This window comes from Photobacterium sp. GSS17, assembly GCF_028621875.1.
Classification (GTDB): Bacteria; Pseudomonadota; Gammaproteobacteria; order Enterobacterales; family Vibrionaceae; genus Photobacterium; species Photobacterium ganghwense.
Genome location: NZ_CP117517.1, coordinates 2,452,393 through 2,472,015 on the forward strand (window position 1 = coordinate 2,452,393; position 19,623 = coordinate 2,472,015).

The 19,623-nt window shown below is 52.6% G+C and carries 18 protein-coding genes and 1 other annotated feature (1 of these 19 only partly in view); of the genes, 14 read left to right on the plus strand and 4 right to left on the minus strand.

Annotated elements, in window-relative coordinates; translation table 11 throughout:
• Nucleotides 1-81 (plus strand) — a sequence feature (Trp leader region); it begins 13 nt to the left of the window's first position.
• A gap of 72 nt (nucleotides 82-153) precedes the next feature.
• From PGW97_RS10925 to PGW97_RS10980, 12 genes are all read left to right on the plus strand, one after another.
• Nucleotides 154-1,167: a bifunctional 3-deoxy-7-phosphoheptulonate synthase/chorismate mutase gene (locus PGW97_RS10925; protein ID WP_273857318.1), complete on the plus strand. Its 1,014-nt coding sequence runs from the start codon at nucleotides 154-156 to the stop codon at nucleotides 1,165-1,167.
• Between the two features lie 17 nt (nucleotides 1,168-1,184).
• Nucleotides 1,185-2,765, plus strand: coding sequence for an anthranilate synthase component 1 (locus PGW97_RS10930; protein WP_273859665.1), 1,581 nt, complete (start codon nucleotides 1,185-1,187; stop codon nucleotides 2,763-2,765).
• A 10-nt stretch (nucleotides 2,766-2,775) separates the two neighbouring features.
• Nucleotides 2,776-3,405, plus strand: coding sequence for an aminodeoxychorismate/anthranilate synthase component II (locus tag PGW97_RS10935; protein ID WP_273857319.1), 630 nt, complete (start codon nucleotides 2,776-2,778; stop codon nucleotides 3,403-3,405).
• A gap of 33 nt (nucleotides 3,406-3,438) precedes the next feature.
• Nucleotides 3,439-4,449 (plus strand): anthranilate phosphoribosyltransferase, encoded by a 1,011-nt coding sequence (gene trpD / locus PGW97_RS10940; RefSeq protein ID WP_415720876.1) that lies wholly within the window; start codon nucleotides 3,439-3,441, stop codon nucleotides 4,447-4,449.
• Between the two features lie 2 nt (nucleotides 4,450-4,451).
• Nucleotides 4,452-5,822, plus strand: coding sequence for a bifunctional indole-3-glycerol-phosphate synthase TrpC/phosphoribosylanthranilate isomerase TrpF (gene trpCF, locus PGW97_RS10945; protein ID WP_273857320.1), 1,371 nt, complete (start codon nucleotides 4,452-4,454; stop codon nucleotides 5,820-5,822).
• 14 nt (nucleotides 5,823-5,836) lie between these two features.
• On the plus strand, nucleotides 5,837-7,027 hold the full coding sequence (gene trpB, locus PGW97_RS10950; RefSeq protein ID WP_207103543.1) for a tryptophan synthase subunit beta: 1,191 nt from the start codon (nucleotides 5,837-5,839) through the stop codon (nucleotides 7,025-7,027).
• Complete coding sequence (gene trpA, locus PGW97_RS10955; protein ID WP_047883314.1) at nucleotides 7,027-7,833, plus strand: tryptophan synthase subunit alpha; 807 nt, start codon at nucleotides 7,027-7,029, stop codon at nucleotides 7,831-7,833. The genes trpB and trpA overlap by 1 nt, the downstream gene beginning before the upstream one ends.
• A 674-nt stretch (nucleotides 7,834-8,507) precedes the next feature.
• Nucleotides 8,508-9,710: a dicarboxylate/amino acid:cation symporter gene (locus PGW97_RS10960; protein ID WP_047883608.1), complete on the plus strand. Its 1,203-nt coding sequence runs from the start codon at nucleotides 8,508-8,510 to the stop codon at nucleotides 9,708-9,710.
• A gap of 122 nt (nucleotides 9,711-9,832) precedes the next feature.
• Nucleotides 9,833-10,372: a septation protein A gene (locus PGW97_RS10965; RefSeq protein WP_217392090.1), complete on the plus strand. Its 540-nt coding sequence runs from the start codon at nucleotides 9,833-9,835 to the stop codon at nucleotides 10,370-10,372.
• 15 nt (nucleotides 10,373-10,387) lie between these two features.
• Entirely contained in the window at nucleotides 10,388-10,786 is a 399-nt protein-coding gene (gene yciA, locus PGW97_RS10970) for an acyl-CoA thioester hydrolase YciA (RefSeq protein WP_047883312.1), read from the plus strand.
• Nucleotides 10,787-10,926: 140 nt separating this feature from the next.
• Nucleotides 10,927-11,226, plus strand: coding sequence for a YciI family protein (locus PGW97_RS10975; protein ID WP_047883311.1), 300 nt, complete (start codon nucleotides 10,927-10,929; stop codon nucleotides 11,224-11,226).
• A gap of 24 nt (nucleotides 11,227-11,250) precedes the next feature.
• A complete protein-coding gene (locus PGW97_RS10980) occupies nucleotides 11,251-11,655 on the plus strand; it encodes a GspS/AspS pilotin family protein (protein WP_047883310.1) in 405 nt (134 codons plus the stop codon).
• Nucleotides 11,656-11,882: 227 nt separating this feature from the next.
• Here the strand turns inward: PGW97_RS10980 and PGW97_RS10985 are convergent, their stop codons facing one another.
• Nucleotides 11,883-12,104, minus strand: coding sequence for a hypothetical protein (locus tag PGW97_RS10985; RefSeq protein ID WP_273857321.1), 222 nt, complete (start codon nucleotides 12,102-12,104; stop codon nucleotides 11,883-11,885).
• 163 nt (nucleotides 12,105-12,267) lie between these two features.
• Here PGW97_RS10985 and PGW97_RS10990 point away from each other — a divergent pair, with 163 nt between their 5' ends.
• Nucleotides 12,268-13,860: an ArnT family glycosyltransferase gene (locus PGW97_RS10990; RefSeq protein WP_273857322.1), complete on the plus strand. Its 1,593-nt coding sequence runs from the start codon at nucleotides 12,268-12,270 to the stop codon at nucleotides 13,858-13,860.
• 72 nt (nucleotides 13,861-13,932) lie between these two features.
• Here the strand turns inward: PGW97_RS10990 and PGW97_RS10995 are convergent, their stop codons facing one another.
• From PGW97_RS10995 to PGW97_RS11005, 3 genes are all read right to left on the minus strand, one after another.
• The gene (locus PGW97_RS10995) at nucleotides 13,933-14,868 is read right to left on the minus strand and encodes a class I SAM-dependent methyltransferase (RefSeq protein WP_207103540.1); all 936 of its coding nucleotides are present in this window, start codon (nucleotides 14,866-14,868) and stop codon (nucleotides 13,933-13,935) included.
• Nucleotides 14,869-15,370: 502 nt separating this feature from the next.
• A complete protein-coding gene (locus PGW97_RS11000) occupies nucleotides 15,371-16,060 on the minus strand; it encodes a TIGR01621 family pseudouridine synthase (protein WP_207103539.1) in 690 nt (229 codons plus the stop codon).
• A 90-nt stretch (nucleotides 16,061-16,150) separates the two neighbouring features.
• Nucleotides 16,151-17,488 (minus strand): sodium-dependent transporter, encoded by a 1,338-nt coding sequence (locus PGW97_RS11005; protein WP_207103538.1) that lies wholly within the window; start codon nucleotides 17,486-17,488, stop codon nucleotides 16,151-16,153.
• Between the two features lie 369 nt (nucleotides 17,489-17,857).
• Between PGW97_RS11005 and cls the strand changes: the two genes are divergently transcribed.
• Nucleotides 17,858-19,315 carry a cardiolipin synthase gene (gene cls, locus PGW97_RS11010; protein WP_047883305.1) on the plus strand — a complete coding sequence of 486 codons (1,458 nt, stop codon included), beginning with the start codon at nucleotides 17,858-17,860 and terminating at the stop codon, nucleotides 19,313-19,315.
• Nucleotides 19,316-19,623 lie beyond the last annotated feature (308 nt).

Consider the following 19,623-nt stretch of genomic DNA (forward strand, 5'->3'; position numbering starts at 1 on the left):
GGCACTTCCCAACGCGGGTGGTGTGATTCGCTGTGCCTTGAGCCAGACAACACAAACCCGCCTGAGTGCGGGTTTTTTTCACTCTGCACCCAGATGGCAAACGATTAACTTCTTAATTTTTAGCAGTGCCAGGCACTGAATAGGGACTGAAACATGATTATCGTACTCAAACCCAATGCAACTGAAGAACAAGCGAAGACCATTCTGACCCGCATCGAAGAAGCCGGTTTGAAACCGTTGTACATGCCGGGTGTAGAGCGCATCGTGCTGGGCGCGCTGGGTGACGAACGCGTGCTCCAGCAACTGCACCTGGACGCCTACCCTTGCGTGGAAACCGTCAAGCCGATTCTGACCAAATACAAAATGGTCAGCCGTGAAGTACAGGCGCACGACACTGTGGTGCGCTTTGGCAGCGCAGCTATTGGCGGCGACAAATTTGCGGTGATTGCCGGGCCATGCTCCGTCGAGTCCGAAAGCCAGCTGATGTCCGTTGCCGAAGTAGTGAAAAAGCATGGTGCAGTTGCATTGCGTGGCGGCGCGTACAAACCCCGCACCAGCCCGTATGATTTTCAGGGTATGGGGCTGGATGGATTAAAATTACTGAAACAAGCCAACCAACAACTGGGGCTGCCAACTGTCTCAGAAGTCATGGAAGTGAGTCAGATGGATGCCATGTGCGAATACATTGACTGCTTACAAATTGGCGCACGCAATATGCAGAACTATGCGCTGCTGAAAGCTGTTGGTGAGAGTAAAAAACCGGTCTTGCTCAAGCGTGGACTTTCCGCCACTATCGAAGAACTGCTGCTCGCGGCGGAATACATTTATGACGCAGGGAACCCGAACATTATCCTGTGTGAACGTGGTATCCGCACCTATGAGACAGCAACACGCAATACATTGGACCTGAACGCAGTCGCCGTTCTTAAGCAACGCACCCACCTGCCGGTGGTTGTGGATCCAAGCCACGGAACCGGCGTGCGTGAACTGGTGATTCCGCTGTCCCGCGCAGCCGCCGCTGTCGGCGCGGACGGTATCATCGTCGAAACACACCTCAACCCGTGTGAAGCCTTGTCTGACGGTCACCAGGCACTGACCGGTCCAATGTTCGAACAATTAATGCAAGAGCTGAAACCGTTTGTAGAAGCGGCAGGGAGAACGCTGTGAATACGACCCCATTAGGCATGGGCGAGCTGGATGTGCTCAGCCTGGATGTCCCTTACGTATCAAACCCAACGGAGCTGTATTACTCCGTGTGTGGCAACCGGCCGCATAATCTGCTGCTGGAATCCGCCGAGATTGACTCTAAACAGGACCTGAAAAGCCTGATGCTGATTGATGCCGCGGTACGAATTGTCTGCCGTGGCCATCAGGTTCGCCTTGAGGCCCTGACTGATAACGGGCTGAACGTCCTGCAGACGCTGGAAAGCAAACTGCCAACCGACATTGAGGCCAACCGTGAAGCACGTTGCCTGATCCTGGATTTCCCGCAGGCAGGCCGTGCGCTGGATGAAGACAGCCGTCTGCGCCAGACCTCATCGTTCGACGCGCTGCGTCTGATCCAGCATGCATTTGACTGTACCGGGCAGCCTCGTGAAGCCCTGTTCCTCGGCGGGCTGTTTGCCTACGACGTGGTGGACAGTTTTGAACCGCTGCCGCCGGTCAATCAGGATAACCGCTGTCCGGATTACCTGTTCTACATCGCCGAAACGCTGCTGGTAATTGACCACCAGCGTCGCAAAGGCAAACTGCAGGCGAGCCTATTTGGCGGCGATGCCTACACAGCCAGCTATTTTGAACTGAGCCGCCGCCTGCAACACATTAAGGAAGCCTGCTTAGAGCCTAAGCCCCTGCCGGCTGCCGCCATTCTGGAAGCCTGCGAACCGCAAGCCAGTGTCAGTGACGAAGCCTTCTGCCAGCAGGTTGTCGACCTGAAGCAGCATGTGGTTAACGGTGATGTGTTCCAGGTGGTACCGTCACGTCAGTTTATCCTGCCGTGCCCGTCACCGCTCAATGCCTATAAAGAGCTGAAAATCGGCAACCCGAGCCCATACATGTTCTTCCTGCAGGACGCCGATTTCACCTTGTTTGGTGCCTCGCCGGAAAGTGCCCTAAAGTACTGCGCGGACAGTAATCAGGTCGAGATTTACCCGATTGCCGGAACCCGACCTCGCGGCAAAAATCCAAACGGCTCCATCAATCTGGACTTAGATGGCCGCATTGAGCTGGAACTGCGCAGCGACATGAAAGAAAACGCTGAGCACATGATGCTGGTTGATCTGGCACGCAATGACGTCGCACGCATCAGTGAGCCCGGCACCCGCTATGTGGCGGACCTGCTGAAAGTCGATCGCTACAGCCACGTCATGCACCTGGTTTCGCGGGTGGTCGGCCAGCTACGCGGCGATCTGGATGCGCTCCATGCATATCAGGCCTGCATGAACATGGGCACACTGACCGGAGCACCGAAAATCCGCGCCATGCAGCTGATTCGGGAAGTGGAACAACGCCGTCGCGGCACCTATGGCGGGGCTGTTGGCTACCTGACCGGTGAAGGCGACATGGACACCTGCATCGTGATCCGCTCGGCGTATGTCGAAAACGGCGTGGCCAGTGTGCAGGCCGGCGCAGGGGTTGTGTACGACTCACAGCCGCAAGCCGAAGCCGACGAAACCCGGAGTAAAGCGCAGGCGGTGATCAATGCGATCCGTCAGGCGCATACCGCGCCTCTGATGGCCTCATCATCGCGCAAAACTGCTGAATAAGGAGCCGGATATGACATCCCCACACATTGTATTACTGGATAACTTCGACTCCTTTACTTACAACCTGGTCGACCAATTCCGTTCGCTCGGCTGCACGGTCACCATCTATCGCAACAGCCTGAGTGCAGAACAGGTCGAACAGGCACTGGAAGCCCTGACCAATCCGGTGCTGGTCCTGTCACCTGGCCCCGGAGCCCCTGCTGATGCTGGCTGTATGCCGGCACTGATCCAGCGCGTGCGGGGCAAAGTGCCGATGATTGGTATCTGTTTAGGCCATCAGGCCATCATCGAAGCCTATGGCGGTAAAGTCGCAGGAGCCGGTGAAATTGTGCACGGTAAGGCCGCCATGATGCGCCATAACGGACACGAAGTGTTTGGTCCACTGCCAAGCCCGCTGACCATTGCACGTTACCATTCGCTGGTCGCCCATGATGTCCCGGACAGCCTGACCGTTGTTGCGGATGTTGACAGCCTGGTGATGGCCGTGACCAACGACGCCGATCGAGTTTGTGGCTACCAGTTCCACCCGGAGTCCATCCTGACAACCCAGGGAGCCCAGCTGCTGACCAACACGCTGGAATGGGTCATGGATGTACCACCAGGCGGACAACATACCGCCGAGCAAACTGCGCGCGGATAAGCGCTGGCATACCAAGCACTGAAGGATACTTTTATGGATGCGACCATTTACACTCTGGCTGACAAACTGTATGACCAGCAAAACCTCAGCCAAGAAGAAAGCCAGACCCTGTTCGATGCCATCATCAAAGGGGAGGTCGAGCCGGTACTGCTGTCAGCCGTGCTCACCGCATTGAAAATCAAGGGCGAGACCCCGGCAGAAATCGCCGGCGCCGCACAGGCTTTGCTGGCCAATGCCAGCGACTTCCCCCGCCCGGACTATGACTTTGCCGATATCGTCGGGACCGGCGGCGACGGCCATAACACCATCAATATTTCGACCACCTCGGCGTTTGTTGCTGCAGCGTGTGGCGTCAAAGTCGCCAAACACGGCAACCGCGGGGTATCGAGCAAATCCGGCTCGTCTGATCTGCTCGATAAATTCGGCATTAACCTCGCCATGTCACCGGACAGTGCCCGGGCAGCACTTGACGAACAGGGCGTATGCTTCCTGTTTGCACCGCAATACCACGGCGGTGTCCGTCATGCCATGCCGGTTCGCCAGGCCCTGAAAACGCGCACCATCTTCAACCTGCTGGGGCCGTTGATTAATCCGGCCCGCCCGAATATCGAACTGATGGGCGTGTATGACAAAGCGCTGGTTCGCCCGATTGCCGAGACCATGGCTGCCATGGGCTTTAAACGGGCGGCAGTCGTACACGGCAGCGGACTGGACGAAGTGGCAATTCACGGAGAAACCACCGTGGCGGAAATCATTAACGGGGACATTCGTGAATACACTCTGACCCCGGCGGATTTTGGCCTGGAAACTTACCCGCTGGATGCAATTAAGGGTGGCGAGCCGGAAGAAAACCGTGCCATTATCACTGATATCCTGACCGGTAAAGGCACCGACGCCCAGATGGCTGCCGTTGCAGCTAACGTCGCGCTGTTACTGCGTTTATTTGGTCAGGAAGAGTTAAAGGACAATGCCCGACAAGCGCTGGCCGTGATGCAGTCCGGTCAGGCCTACCAGCTTGTGGGTCAACTGGCGGAACGAGGATAATCATGGAAACCGTGCTAGCAAAAATTGTCGCCGACAAACACCTTTGGGTTGAAGCCAGAAAACAACAGCAACCGCTGGAATCCTTTCAGGATGCGCTGACACCCAGCGACCGGGATTTCTATCAGGCGCTGTCCGGCGATCAGGCGGCATTTATTCTGGAATGCAAAAAAGCGTCACCGTCAAAAGGACTGATTCGCGAGGATTTTGACCTCGACTATATCGCACGAGTGTACAACAACCACGCCAGTGCCATTTCCGTACTGACTGATGAGAAATACTTTCAGGGGAACTTTGACTTTCTGCCGCAGGTACGTCGTCAGGTCTCCCAGCCGGTCTTGTGCAAAGATTTTATGATCGACCCGTATCAGGTGTATCTGGCGCGTCATTATGGAGCCGATGCGATCCTGTTGATGCTATCGGTGCTCGATGACGACCAGTACCAGCAACTGGCCCAAGTGGCAGAGTCACTGAACCTCGGCATCCTGACTGAGGTCAGTAACGAGGAAGAACTGGAGCGTGCCATTACCCTGAAGGCCAAGGTTGTCGGTATCAATAACCGTAACCTGCGTGACCTGAGCATTGATCTCAACCGGACCAAAGAGCTGGCACCTCGCCTGCCCGAGGGCACCATTGTGATTTCTGAATCCGGTATCTACAACCACCAGCAGGTACGCGATCTTGCCGCCTATGCCAATGGCTTTCTGATTGGCAGCTCGCTGATGGCAGAAGATGATCTGGAACTGGCGATACGCCGCGTGACCCTCGGTGAGAATAAGGTCTGTGGCCTGACCCATGCCGATGATGCAGCCGCAGCGTACAAAAGCGGCGCCATCTATGGCGGTCTGATTTTTGTGTCAGGCTCTCCGCGTCAGGTCGACATTGAGCAGGCCCGCATGATCATGAGTGGTGCTCCGCTGAAATACGTCGGTGTTTTCCGCAATGCTGATCCGGATGCAGTCACGAAAGCGGCAAAAGCCCTGGCACTCTTTGCGGTTCAATTACACGGTGAAGAAAGCCCGGAGTATGTGCAGGGGCTGAAAGCTCAGCTCCCCGCAGGCTGTGAGATCTGGAAAGCTCATGGTGTAACCGATTCCGTACCGGATTTCTCCCAGTGGCAAGTTGACCGCCATCTGCTCGACAGCAAAGTGGGCAACCAGTCCGGCGGCACCGGCGTTGCCTTTGACTGGCAACTGATCCCGGATGAGCAGAAACAAATCACCATGCTGGCTGGCGGGCTGACCCCTGAGAACGTGTGTGAAGCGGCCCATATCGGCTGCAAGGGGCTGGATTTGAACTCCGGTGTTGAGAGCCAGCCCGGCAAGAAAGATGCGAACAAGTTACAGGCTGCATTTACAGCGATTAGAAAGTATTAAGGATAAGTACGATTATGAGCAAAATCAGTGCCTACTTTGGCGAATTTGGCGGGCAGTACGTACCGCAAATCCTCGTCCCGGCTTTGGACCAGCTGGAAGCCGCTTTTGTTGAAGCCCAGCAGGATCCGGCCTTCCAACAAGAATTTATGCACCTGCTGACCGAGTACGCAGGTCGCCCGACGGCCCTGACCCTGTGCCGTAACCTGACCAAGGGCACAAACACTAAACTGTACCTCAAGCGTGAAGACCTGCTGCACGGCGGCGCGCACAAAACCAATCAGGTACTGGGTCAGGCACTGCTCGCCAAACGCATGGGCAAAACCGAAATTATCGCCGAAACCGGTGCCGGGCAACACGGTGTGGCAACGGCCTTGGCCTGCGCCCTGCTCGGCTTGAAATGCCGCGTTTACATGGGAGCCAAAGACGTTGAGCGCCAGAGCCCTAACGTATTTCGGATGAAACTGATGGGTGCAGAAGTGATTCCGGTTCATTCCGGCTCTGCCACCCTGAAAGATGCCTGCAACGAAGCGATGCGTGACTGGTCTGCCAGCTACGATACGGCGCATTACCTGCTGGGGACCGCTGCCGGGCCGCATCCGTTCCCGACCATTGTGCGTGAGTTCCAGCGGATTATCAGTGAAGAAACCAAAGCGCAGATTCTGGCGCGTGAAGGCCGTCTGCCGGATGCCGTCATCGCCTGTGTCGGTGGTGGTTCAAACGCGATCGGGATGTTTGCCGACTTCATTGAAGAAGAAAACGTGGGCCTGATCGGCGTTGAACCTGCCGGGAAAGGACTGGATACCAACATGCACGGTGCGCCGCTGAAGCACGGTAAACTCGGTATCTTCTTTGGTATGAAAGCTCCGTTGATGCAAGACGAGCATGGTCAGGTTGAAGAGTCTTACTCTGTCTCGGCCGGTCTCGACTTCCCGTCCGTCGGCCCTCAGCACGCTCACCTCAACGCCATTGGCCGTGCCGAATACGTGGCAATTACCGATGACGAGGCGCTGGATGCCTTCCAGTCCCTGGCGCGCAATGAAGGGATCATTCCGGCGCTGGAATCTGCGCATGCCCTGGCATACGCACTGAAACTGATAAAAGAAAACCCGGAAAAAGAACAGCTGCTGGTCGTTAACCTGTCAGGCCGCGGCGATAAGGATATTTTCACTGTTCACCACATTCTGGAAGAGAAGGGAGTGCTGTAATGGATCGTTATCAAACCCAATTTGCCCGTCTGGCGGCTAAACAGGAAGGCGCATTTGTTCCTTTCGTAACGATTGGCGATCCAAACCCGGAGCAGTCGCTGAACATCATCGAGACCCTGATTGCAGCCGGTGCTGACGCACTGGAGCTGGGTATCCCGTTTTCAGATCCGCTGGCCGATGGCCCGACGATTCAGGGCTCAACCATTCGGGCGCTGGAATCCGGTACCACCCCGACCGTCTGTTTTGAGCTGCTGAAAACCATTCGTGAGCGCCACCCGGACATTCCGGTTGGCCTGTTAATGTACGCCAACTTGGTATTTGCCAACGGAATTGAGCACTTCTATCAGCGCTGCGCGGATGCCGGGGTCGATTCGGTTCTGGTCGCTGATGTGCCGGTGAAAGAATCTGCCGAGTTTCGTGCCGCCGCTGAAAAGTACGGCATTCACCCGATTTTCATTGCCCCGCCAAATGCTAATGAAGATACGCTGAAAACTGTGGCTGAATACGGTGGCGGTTATACCTACCTGCTGTCCCGAGCCGGGGTGACCGGTGCTGAAACCAAAGCCGGTATGCCCATTGATAACCTACTGGCCAGCCTGAAAGCACATGACGCCCCGCCAGCGCTGCTGGGTTTCGGAATTTCTGAACCAGCCCAGGTAAAAGACGCCATTCAGGCCGGTGCTGCTGGCGCTATTTCCGGCTCTGCCGTGGTGAAGATCATTGAGCGAAACCTGGCGGACAATGATGCCATGCTGTCGGAACTGCATCGCTTTGTCAGTGACATGAAAGCGGCGACCCGCGTGTAGTCGCCATATGTAGCAATAATGTGCAGCAAATAATGTGCAGCAGAGTATGTAGTCGTAATAGGGTCAGTCTCGCATCATGCTTTGCATGGCCTCGGAGTGACCAGCGCACTTTATCGCATACCGTCGCACTTTATCGAAGACCGTATAGCTACTTGTTGAAGCCGCCCCTGCTGGGCGGCTTCTTTATTTAGCCGGGTTGTAAATCGACAAGTTGCCGCCATTTCAGGGTTATACGGCTATGTATAAGACGTTTTCACATAGTCAATTAGAAGGAATGAGAGCAACCCACCACGAAAGCAGCAAAGCGCCAGCCAGACAGCGGAAAAGGCAATTTCGTGACACCCAACAAAAACTGAACAAAGATCAAAGAACTTCCCCTTATCTGCCCTTACAGTAGCCAACTTGTTAAGACAAAGGTCACGCTTCGCTACCAAGTGTTAGAAATGATAACCCAGGAATAAAACATTTAAATTTATTATTGATAAATATTATGTTTCGGTGTAAAAACACATCCGCAAAATATTGGGTTAACATTTAAAACAATTTCAAAACAAAATTCCAAACAGTAACGTGACCCTATAAAATTAAGCTAGCAGCAAACACAACTGAGGTATCTAAAGGTGTTAAAAGAAAAAGGACTGTTAGGCAATATCGGCGTCCAGGTCGTTATTGCCATGTGTGTGGGTACACTAGTCGGTGCAATGATGGGCCAGTCCGCCAGCATGTTTGCACCACTGGGCAGCATCTTTATCCATTTGATCAAAATGCTGGTCATTCCTCTGGTCGCAGTCGCGATCATCTCCGGTGCAGCCGGTCTTGGCGGCAGTCAGTCTGCCGGTAAAGTCGGTCTGACAACACTTGGCTTCTTCGGCCTGACCTCTGCGGTAGCCGTTGCCTTGGCACTGTTCATGGGGGAAGTCTTCAAACCGGGGATTGGTGTTGACCTCAGCGGTGTGGAAGGCATGTTCTCTAATGCCTATGCCGATAAAGGCGACCTGCCTTCGTTCTGGGCAACCCTTTTGGGGATGATCCCAACCAACGTTTTCCAGTCCCTGAATGAAGCCAACATTCTGCAGATTCTGGTGTTCTGCCTATTCTTCGGTATTGCGGTATCGAAACTGGAAAAAGAGCGCCGTGAGCCACTTATCAACGGGGTCAATGCCATTGTGGATGCGATGGTATGGATGATCAACGTTGTCATGAAAGTTGCACCACTGGGCGTATTCGGTCTGATGGCCGATGCGGTCGGTACCTTCGGCTTTGGGGCGCTGATGGTCGTGTTTAAGCTGTTCGTGGTGTATGTGGGCGCGATTCTAATTTATGGCTTCCTCTTCTATCCGGCCATGATCAAGCTATTCAGCAAAACCTCGCCAATGAAGTTCCTGTCAGTAATGAAGAAACCTCAGGCCGTTGCTCTGTCTACCGCTTCTTCGATGGCGACCCTGCCAGTGACCATGGAAGCCTGTGAAGAAGAACTGGGTGTGAAAAACTCCACCGCTTCTTTCGTGCTGCCGCTGGGCGCAACCATCAATATGAGTGGTAATGCAATTTACTACGGTCTGGTGGCTATCTTCTTTGCCCAGATGTTCAACATCGACCTGGGCATGGGGGCATACATCGCCATTATCATCACCTCGACACTGGGTGCTGTTGGCCAGGCCGGCGTACCGGGCCCATCGTTCTTGGTTGTTGCGGTACTGCTGTCAGCCGGTATTCCGATTGAAGGCCTGCCACTGCTGTTCGCCCTAGACCGTATCTTCGATATGATTCGTACTGCGCTGAACATTACCGGTGACGCGGCATGTGCGGTCATCGTTGATAACATGATGAACGACGAAAGCGAACAAGCGCCAGAGAACAAACCACAAAACGTGTGAGTTATCGGTTAGCGGTTCAAAACCGTTAAACGAATCAACAGGCGGCCGGGCACAACCCTGCCGCCTGTTTCTATACTGACTTAAGGTATACTGTGGTTCTGCGTAATTAACTGGTTAACCTTATGAAGCAGCTACTCGATTTTATCCCACTGATTATTTTCTTCGTGTTATACAAGACCCACGATATTTATACCGCTACCGGCGCGCTGATTATTGCCACCGCGATACAAGTTTCGCTGACTTGGTTTCTGTATAAGAAAGTCGAGAAAATGCAGCTTATCACCTTTGTGATGGTGACGATTTTTGGCGGATTGACCATTTTTCTCCATGACGCCGACTTTATTAAGTGGAAAGTCACTATTATTTACGGCCTGTTTGCCATTGGTCTGGCCATTAGCCAGTATATGGGTAAGCCACTGATAAAAAGTATGTTAGGCAAGGAAATTACGCTGCCGGACACCGTCTGGCGCCGTATCAATACTGCCTGGATGGTGTTTTTCATTGTATGTGCGGTCGTGAATGTCTATATTGCCTTCCGCCTGCCCTTAGATGTCTGGGTAAATTTTAAAGTGTTTGGGCTATTAATTCTGACCCTGCTCTTTACCCTTGCCACTGGCGGGTATATTTATCACCATATGCCAAAAGAAACCGATTCAAAGTAGTTATAGAGTCGCAACATGACAGCAGAAAACAACGTTCCTCGCGGGCAACTTTTGCTTCGCACCCTCGCAATGCCAGCTGACACTAACGCCAACGGCGATATTTTTGGTGGCTGGATCATGTCTCAACTTGACCTTGCCGGCGCCATTCTGGCGAAAGAAATTTCCGGCGGCCGGGTTGTGACCGTCTCGGTCGACAGCATCGCCTTTAAAGCCCCGGTCAGTGTCGGTGACGTGGTTTGCTGCTATGGCGAATGTAAGCGCATTGGTAACACATCCATGAGTGTTGCGCTGGAAGTATGGGTTAAACCGGTAGCTCATGACGGTATCGGGGATCGCTACCGCGTATGTGAAGCGACCTTTAACTATGTCGCGATTGACAGCAACGGCCGCCCTCGCCCGGTCAAAAAAGCCTGAGTTTCTGTCAGATGTCCGCAAAAAAGCCCTAAGCAGATGCTAGGGCTTTTTTTTTCCTTTAAGATATCGGACATTAACACGCATTCAGCTTACACTGCCGTCCACCGATCTAGTGTGAGAGCAAACAAGGAGAGACACACATGTGGTACGTTATTTTTTCCCAGGACGTTGAAAACAGCCTAGAGCGCCGCCTGAGCGTCCGTGAAAAGCACCTTGCCCGCCTGAAAGATCTGCAAGAAGAAGGTCGTCTGCTGGTGGCAGGACCTATGCCTGCGATTGACAGTGACAATCCGGGCGAAGCTGGTTTTACCGGCTCCACTGTGATTGCGGAATTCCCGTCTCTGGAAGAGGCACAAGCGTGGGCTGACGCGGATCCGTATATCGAAGCCGGTGTCTATGAGAAAGTCATCGTGAAACCCTTCAAGAAGGTGTTGCCATAACACTTTAACGTGAGACTCAAAGTTATGCTGAAACGAACGCTCGCTGTCATGGCGGCGATGCTGCTGGCAGGTTGTGCATCGAATTCTAAAGATCAGGCGGTATTTGACCTGGCTAAGTCACGTGCGATGGCAATCAACAGTAAAGCGCCGTATGCCAAGATTGATCAGTACCAGATCATGAAAGCGCAGGCGCGCGAAAAGAACGTTGAGATCACCATCCTCTACGGGGGTGGCGGTAAAACCCCACCCACTATGGCAGCGCAAAACGCGGCCGCCAGTTACTGCAACAGCAGTGAACTGAGCCCTCTGGTGAGTGAAGGCGTCAGCTACACGATCGTGATTATGGACATGCGCGGCCGCCCTATGGTCACACAACCAATCACCGCGGCAATCTGTAATCAGCTTGCCCAAGGTGCTGCAAAGTCCTGATCATCAGATACCGGCCTTTCACCCGTTACCAAAACGCCAGCTGCTGCTGGCGTTATTTTTTGGCTGAACAGCGCTTCTGTGAGCGGCACTTCCAATGGCAGGCCCTAAAAACCTGTTTCGAAGACTGTGCCGTAAATCAGCCTTTGTCTGCCCTTTACTCTTCCCTTTGCCCAATCAATGGCCGGCCTGTCCAACCGTGCCTCAACCTTCGCAATTCATACTCATACTCATGCTAATACCGCATTCAAACCTTGTTTACCGTCAGAATGGCCTTGCGACGGTTTACGTATCAACACGTGAATAAACAGATCAAACCAATTTTTTCGTAAGGCTTGTCCTGACAGAAAAAACTCATCCATACTCATTGATGGCACTGCATAAAAACGTCCACCAGGTTCGAAGCGTTCATGCAATTGATGGAAATAAATCACATGTGCAGGGATAAACATAACTGATTGCAATGTAATGCGCCGTCAGCGTGTGCACTTCCCCATGTACGTTGTCATCACATTTTAAACCGCAGTACGCATAATCCCGTAGTAATGCAACACGCTCATTCCCTGTAAATGGTCTTTTGACTGATTACTGATTACTGATAAAAAGATGGGAAATATGACAGCCAGACAACAGCTTACTTATCCTTTCATAGCGTGTGCGATCACTCTGTTCTTTATTGCTATCAACTTCCTTTACCGGCCTATTTTGCCCATCGATGAAACGCGCTACGTCTCTGTTGCCTGGGAAATGTGGCTGAATAACACATGGCTGGTACCGCACGCCAACGGACTGCCCTATTCCCACAAGCCACCACTGCTGTTCTGGCTGTTCAGTTCGATGTGGACACTGTTTGGTACATCGGAATTCATTACTCGCCTTACCATTCCGCTGTTCGTTTTACTCAATCTTTTTCTGATCAGAAAACTGGCGCAGAAAATCTACCCCGACAACCCGCAGGCAGCCGCTCTGGCTCCGTTAGTACTCTGCAGCGGCTTAGGATGGTTTCTGTATTCAGGCATGATCATGTTCGATTTGCTGCTGACTGTTTTTGTACAGACCGCCATGTTGTCCGTGTGGAAATATGCCGAGACCCGTCGGATGGTATGGATAGTGTCTGGTGGCGTGGCAATAGGATTAGGGTTGCTGACAAAAGGGCCGGTCACCTTTATTTATCTGATTCCCTTCGTGGCACTGGTCAAATGGTGGAACCCTGACCCGCAGGCTAATCACACCGCCATCCTCAAGGCGAGTGTAGTCATGGCTGCCATTGGTATATTGATCATTCTCGCCTGGGCGATTCCGGCTGCGGTGGTCGGAGGCCAAGATTATGCCTATGCGATTTTTTGGGGACAATCCGCAGGACGGATTCATGAGTCGTTTGCTCATGCCAGACCTTTCTACTGGTACCTGTTGTTACTGCCTGTGCTCATTTTTCCCTGGCCGTTCTTAGTTGGGTTCTGGCGCAGTGGCCTCTGGAACAACAACCAGAACAGCGACAAATTCTGTCTAGCAATGTTCACAATTATCCTGGCCGTATTCAGCTGCTTCAGCGGTAAGCAGCTCCATTATCTGTTTCCCGCTTTTCCGGTGCTTGCTATCTGGGCAAGCAACAAACTCAGACCTGAAAAATTCAACCTTGAGCCTGTCGTCATTATCTTTCTGGCAGCCGCCACCATTGCGATATTCAGTGCCTCATTATGGGCACCACAGGTATTTCGCAATGCAGAGAGCGCGAATGTCATCCCTTGGTGGGGCGTGTTACCTTTAGTGCTGACTGCACTGGTCATGAAGCCTAACGTCCTGACCTCCTCCCGACTGGCATTACATATCATTGCGGTGCTACTGAGCTTATCGGCGCTGCTCGCCAGCATTTCCCCGATGATCAATGAAATTTATAACGTTACGCCGATCGCTCAGCAGATCAACGCTCTGCAACGGCAAGGGAACAAAGTCGCTTACGTCGGAAAATACCAAAATACTTTTGGCTATGCCGGTAAATTAACCGCACCTATCGAACAAGCCCCAAACAATCCCAACGCGCTGCAAAACTATCTGCAAGAAACGCAGGGGTATACCGTCCTGATTCAAAAAAAGCCGGATATAGCACAAAACATCAATGCCATCTTAGCGACCCCATACCGAGGGGGATGGCTGTATATTGTTGACAACCAAAGATACGCGGCTCAAATGGAACTGGCTTCAGAGTAAACACCAAGACTCTAAAACAAAAAAGCGCTATCGAACGATAGCGCTTTAACAGGGTACAGCGAGAACGAAGAACTAATAAGTGAATCTCATCACTTTCAACCCTTTTTCAGGATCAATGTCCTCAAATTCAGGTGGATTCTCTAATCGCCCAATAAATTGTAATTCAGGGGCTTCGGCGGCCATGCCATCAATTAAAAACTGCGTGGAGATGGCCGGTGAGTTAACACATGCCAGAACCTCACCACTTGCTGATAACAAGCTAGGCAGGCGACGAAGAATCTTCTGATAATCCTGAGTCATGACAAAACTATTTTTTTGGAAACTTGGCGGATCGATAATAATCAGATCATACGGGCCCAGTTTCTTCAACTTACCCCAGGATTTAAACAGATCATGCCCCAAAAACTTCACTTTCGATAAATCATGCTGATTCAATCTATGATTATCACGCCCGCGACTCAGTGACGCTTTGGCCATATCCAGGTTTACCACCTGCGTGGCGCCCCCTTCAATTGCTGCGACGGAGAAACCACATGTGTAAGCGAATAAGTTGAGAACAGATTTACCCTGACTGTTTTCCTGCACCCACTTACGGCCATAGCGCATATCCAGAAAAAGCCCCATATTCTGGTTTTTCTTAAGCTCTAGTTGGTATTTCAGGCCATTTTCGACCCCAACAGGGTAGACATTCTCTTCGCCCCACAACACCTGCGTCGGCGCCAGTTCTTGATAGCGGTGTTGTATCAGAATCGCGTAGCCCTCGGCCTTGCTCCAGACGTCTCTGGTTGTTAACGCCAGCAATTCCGACTCAAGAGCCTGAATAAAATCATCGTCCTGCTGCTTGAATACGGCGACAACCAACTGGCCTTGCAGCCAATCAACCGTAATCTGCTCCAGCCCATCCACTGTTTGACCACGCCCGTGGAACAGACGGCGCAATTCTTTCGGTGGCTCACTGAGTAAATTCTCAATTCGGTCAACTAATTCTTTCAGGGCTTCAATTTTCATTCTTTATTCAGCTTTACAAGGGAAAACAGGCCAGAGCACGAATGTCCTCAATGACGTTCTGCGCAGGATCAAACAACAGCCGCTAGTTTACCCGCAAACGGCAGGCAGCAATAGCGCGCTGAGGGGACATTCCCGTCATGCGACCAGTTTGAGTTGTTCGAGTTCAGGTATACGGTGGCTGGCAAGGTGGACATATTCAGCCTGGAGACGGACTTGCCGGGAACGGCGGGCGCGTTGCTTGAGCAGCTTATGGTGTCGTCTTGACTGCGCCAGCCCCCAAAATCGAGATTGGGACTTTTTCTTTTTCAGTCGCATTCTCAGCGACACAGAGCGGGATAGGCGCATAATTTCCTCGGTCTAGGGTAATTCCTAGACCGGTAGGATAAAGGATTTTGCTTTATTCGGCTATCACAGCGCCCATGCCGCAAGCTCATATGCAGGAAAAACCATCAAAATATGGCATTATGGTGCCTTTTGTCGCAAACCCTACATTTTATTAACATTATGCCTTTTTACCCGGCAATACCGGCCAATCCAGAGTCCAGGGCTGCTGCCAGTCTGCCAGCGCCTGTTGTGTTTCCGGTAAAGCCCACAATTCGCCCTGCTCAGGCAGACAGACAAACTGCCTCATCGTCCCCTGGTATGGAAAACACAAAGCATAAGCATGAAGGTAGCCACGATCTGCCGCTTCTGAACCGTAGATATCATCGCCAGTGATCCCAGAGCCAACGCTGCGCAGTGCAACACGAATCTGATGGGTTTTTCCCGTATGCGGTTTACACAGGAACAAGCGCCGCCCCTGCCCGGCCGCTGTCGAAAAGAACTGGGTAATGGCCGGATTGTCACGCGTGGTTTCCAGCTTCCAGCTGCTTCGCCGTGAGCGGGTCATGTCGCCAATCACTACCCCCTGCTTTTTTTTCGGCTTCTTACTGCCAATTGCCAGGTAATATTTTTCGACATTCCGGTTGGCAAAATTTGCCGATAACAGAGCCGCCGCCTCCCGGTTTCTCCCCAGCAGCAACAGACCCGAGGTCATTTTGTCCAACCGGTGGATCAGGTACAGCTTTTCATCACCAGTCTGACGGGCAATTTCCGCCAGCAAAGGCTGATCATTATCATCTTTATGCACGCTGACGCCGGGGTGTTTATTAATAACCAGAAAGTCCGGATGCTGGTAAAGCAGGGTAAACATAGGAAAACTCATTTCTGTCAAAAACGGTTGCAGTCAAAACCGGGCGCAGTATAAACAACCATGACGATGAGACCAAGCCGGACGCAGGATTCAGGCAAAGAACACGTACAACATCAGTAACGGGCAAACCACACGCACATACACCGGCCAGATTTTCCAAAACCACCCGGCGGCAATCGCCGGGTTGCCTTTCTGCAGCTCCTCCAGCACCTGATCGCGATGCCAAATCCAGCCGACCAGCAACGCAAAGATCAGCCCCAGTATCGGCTGGGCGTATTCGGTGGATGCCACAATCACCCAGTCAAACAGAGGATCGAAATAGAAAATAATGACGGCAGACAATGCACTGATCATCCCGCCAATTGTCCACGCGGCATAGTTTCGGGGCTGGGACAATTCTTCTACCGCAGCGGCCACCGGCACTTCCAGCAATGAAATCGACGATGTCAGCGCGGCGATGACCATCAGGGCAAAGAAAATCGAGGCGACCAGGTATCCCGGTGCGCCCATGGTATCGAACATCGCTGGCAGCACATCAAACACCAGCGTGCCGGAGCTGGCCAGTTGCCCGTCATCATTATAAATCGTCACGCCATGATTCTGCGCCACAAACATCGCCGGCAGGATAAGCAGGCCGGCAATAAACGCAATCGCAGTATCAATCAGAGCCACTTCCGCTGCCGTCCGCGGCAGGTTAGCGTCTTTTTTAAGGTACGAGCCGTACACCATCATGGTGCAGACTCCCAACGACAACGAGAAAAATGCCTGTCCCATGGCACTGTGAATCAGGGCCGGGTGAATCTGGCTGAAATCCGGAATCAGAAATAATTTCAGACCGTCAACCGCGCCATCCTGAGTGAAGATATATCCAATCAGTACCACAAACAGCAGCACCAGAATCGGCATCAGCCGGGTTGACCAGCGCTCAATACCTTCCGCTACCCCGCTTTTCACCACATGGATAGTTGCCCACATAAACAGCAGCATCAAAAACAGATTGCGGCCGATAGAAAATGTCTCCAGCCACTGTGATACCCCGGTCAGCCCGATGGCTTCAAGGATCGGACTGAGGAAATAACCCACCAGCCAGCCTGCCAGAATAGCGTAAAAACTCAGAATGCAGGATGCCGCCGTAAGTCCGACCAATGCGAGCAATGTGCCCAGCCAGCGGCTGCCGGATGGCAGAATCGACCGTAACGACTGCACCGGATTCGCCTGACCGTAACGGCCGATAGTCAGCTCCGCCACCAGCAATGGGTAAGCCAGGCCGATCACCATCAGGGTGTAGACGACAATGAAAACGCCGCCGCCGTTGTTTGCCGCCTGTGTCGGAAATCCCCAGATGTTCCCCAGTCCGACCGCTGAACCAGCGGCGGCCAGAATGAAGCCAAAACGTGAACTGAACTGCGCCCGGGATGCACTCGCCATACCACTACTCTTTTTGAAAATACCGATGTGCCATGAACCTGTAGCAAAAAGTCATTGTCGCGAGTAGCCGGTACGGATGGGATGACTTCACGCCCGGTTCATACAATCGCTTATTATCAATGTAATCAAGATTGAGCAGGAAACCAGCTTGCCTTTAAGACAGCATCGCAATTCGATCCCGCACACGCCGATCCCTTCCCCCATTCATTCAGATAATGCGGCAAAAACAGAGAGCGATCGCTCCGAATCTCGTCTTGCGAAAATTCGTGAATTTGCTGCGATAAAAGTCACATATTGTAAATTTCGCTGGTATTCCCCCAGTTTCAATGCACAATAAAGACACATGTTCTGTTGCTATCAACCCACTGAATGGAAAAGTTTTATCAAGTCCTGGCCTGGGCCAGCTTGTTCATATACTGGCTGAGTATTGCCGCCGTCACCATGCGCATCGTCTTTAAGCGCAGGGTAGTCGGTGTCTCCCTGGCATGGTTACTTATCATCTATATCATTCCGATCGGCGGTATCATGGCCTATCTCCTGTTAGGCGAGCTAAATCTGGGCAGAAAACGGGCTGAACGCGCCCGTGACATGTTTGATCCCTTTGCTGAATGGTTCCAGCGTCTCAACGACTGTCCCGGCCACCAGCCTCACCTGATGAGCGAGCATGCCCGCCCGCTGAACGACCTGTGCGAAAACCGGCTGGGCATTCCGGCCTTGAGTGGCAACAGCCTGTCGCTGCAGGACTCCCCTCAAGCAATCCTCCGCTCGCTGATTGACGATATCCATCAGGCAAAGTCTTCGATCCACATGGAGTTTTATATCTGGCATCCGGGCGGGCTGGCCGATGAGATTGCCACAGCGTTAATCATGGCTGCCAAGCGGGGAGTTGAGATTCGCATCCTGCTCGATTCAGCCGGTAGTATGCGCTTTTTCCGCTCGCACTGGCCGCGGCTGATGCGTCATGCCGGTATACAGCTGGTAGAAGCACTGGCGGTATCACCGTTGCGGGTTTTCCTGCGCCGCATGGATTTGCGCCAGCACCGGAAAATTGTGGTGATCGATAGCCGCATTGGTTTTACCGGCTCGATGAACCTGGTCGATCCCGCTTATTTCAAGACGAATGCTGGTGTCGGCCAGTGGATAGATGTGATGGTCAGAATGACCGGTCCGTCAGTCACAGTACTGAACACCATTCAGGCCTGGGACTGGGAAGTTGAAACCGGCGAACGCTATCTGCCTCGCCTGCCGGAGTGTCATGTGCCTTCCGTGTCCGACGATGCGGACACGGTACAGGTGATCCCATCCGGACCGGGGATGCCGGATGAAATCATCCATCAGGTGCTGCTGCTGAGTATCTATCAAGCCAAAGAAAGCGTGGTAATCACCACCCCATATTTTGTGCCGAGTGAGAACCTGCTCCATGCCATGAAAGCTGCCGCGCAGCGCGGTGTCGCGGTGGATCTGGTGATTCCGGATAAGAACGACTCACTGATGGTGGAATGGGCCAGCCGCTCTTTCTTCTCGGAACTGCTGAATGCGGGGGTGCGCATTCACCGTTTCCATGGTGGCCTGCTGCATACCAAGTCGGTTGTGATCGACCGTAATCACTGCCTGATTGGCACGGTGAACCTGGATATGCGCAGCCTATGGTTGAACTTTGAGGTCACGCTGGCGGTAGACAATGCTGAGTTCACCCAGCAACTCAATTGGGTACAGCAGGAATACATCAAGCAGTCGACGCGGGTCAGGCCGGAAGAATGGGAAAAACGCCCGATCATCAACAAACTGGTTGAGCAGTTTTTCTACATGTTCAGCCCGCTGCTATAACATCCTTCAGTCGGCAACCCGGTTTGCCGGCTGAACGGCCGAATGACCATGCTGGCGTGCCGTAAGGAATAACGGCTTTCTTGACTCAGCGATGCGCAGTTTGAGATCTGTCATACGCTTCCCCTTCCACTTGCCAGCCTCAGCCCGGTAACCTGTGACGAGCGCCAAAAAAATGACTCCCTCCAAACGTAACCCACCTCAAACTTTTCCAATTTAATATGGATTTCGCCTTAATTTTATTCGTCTATATTCGTCATGCATTCAATTAATAGATTGATTTTAAATAAATAAAATAAAAACCAGCCTGA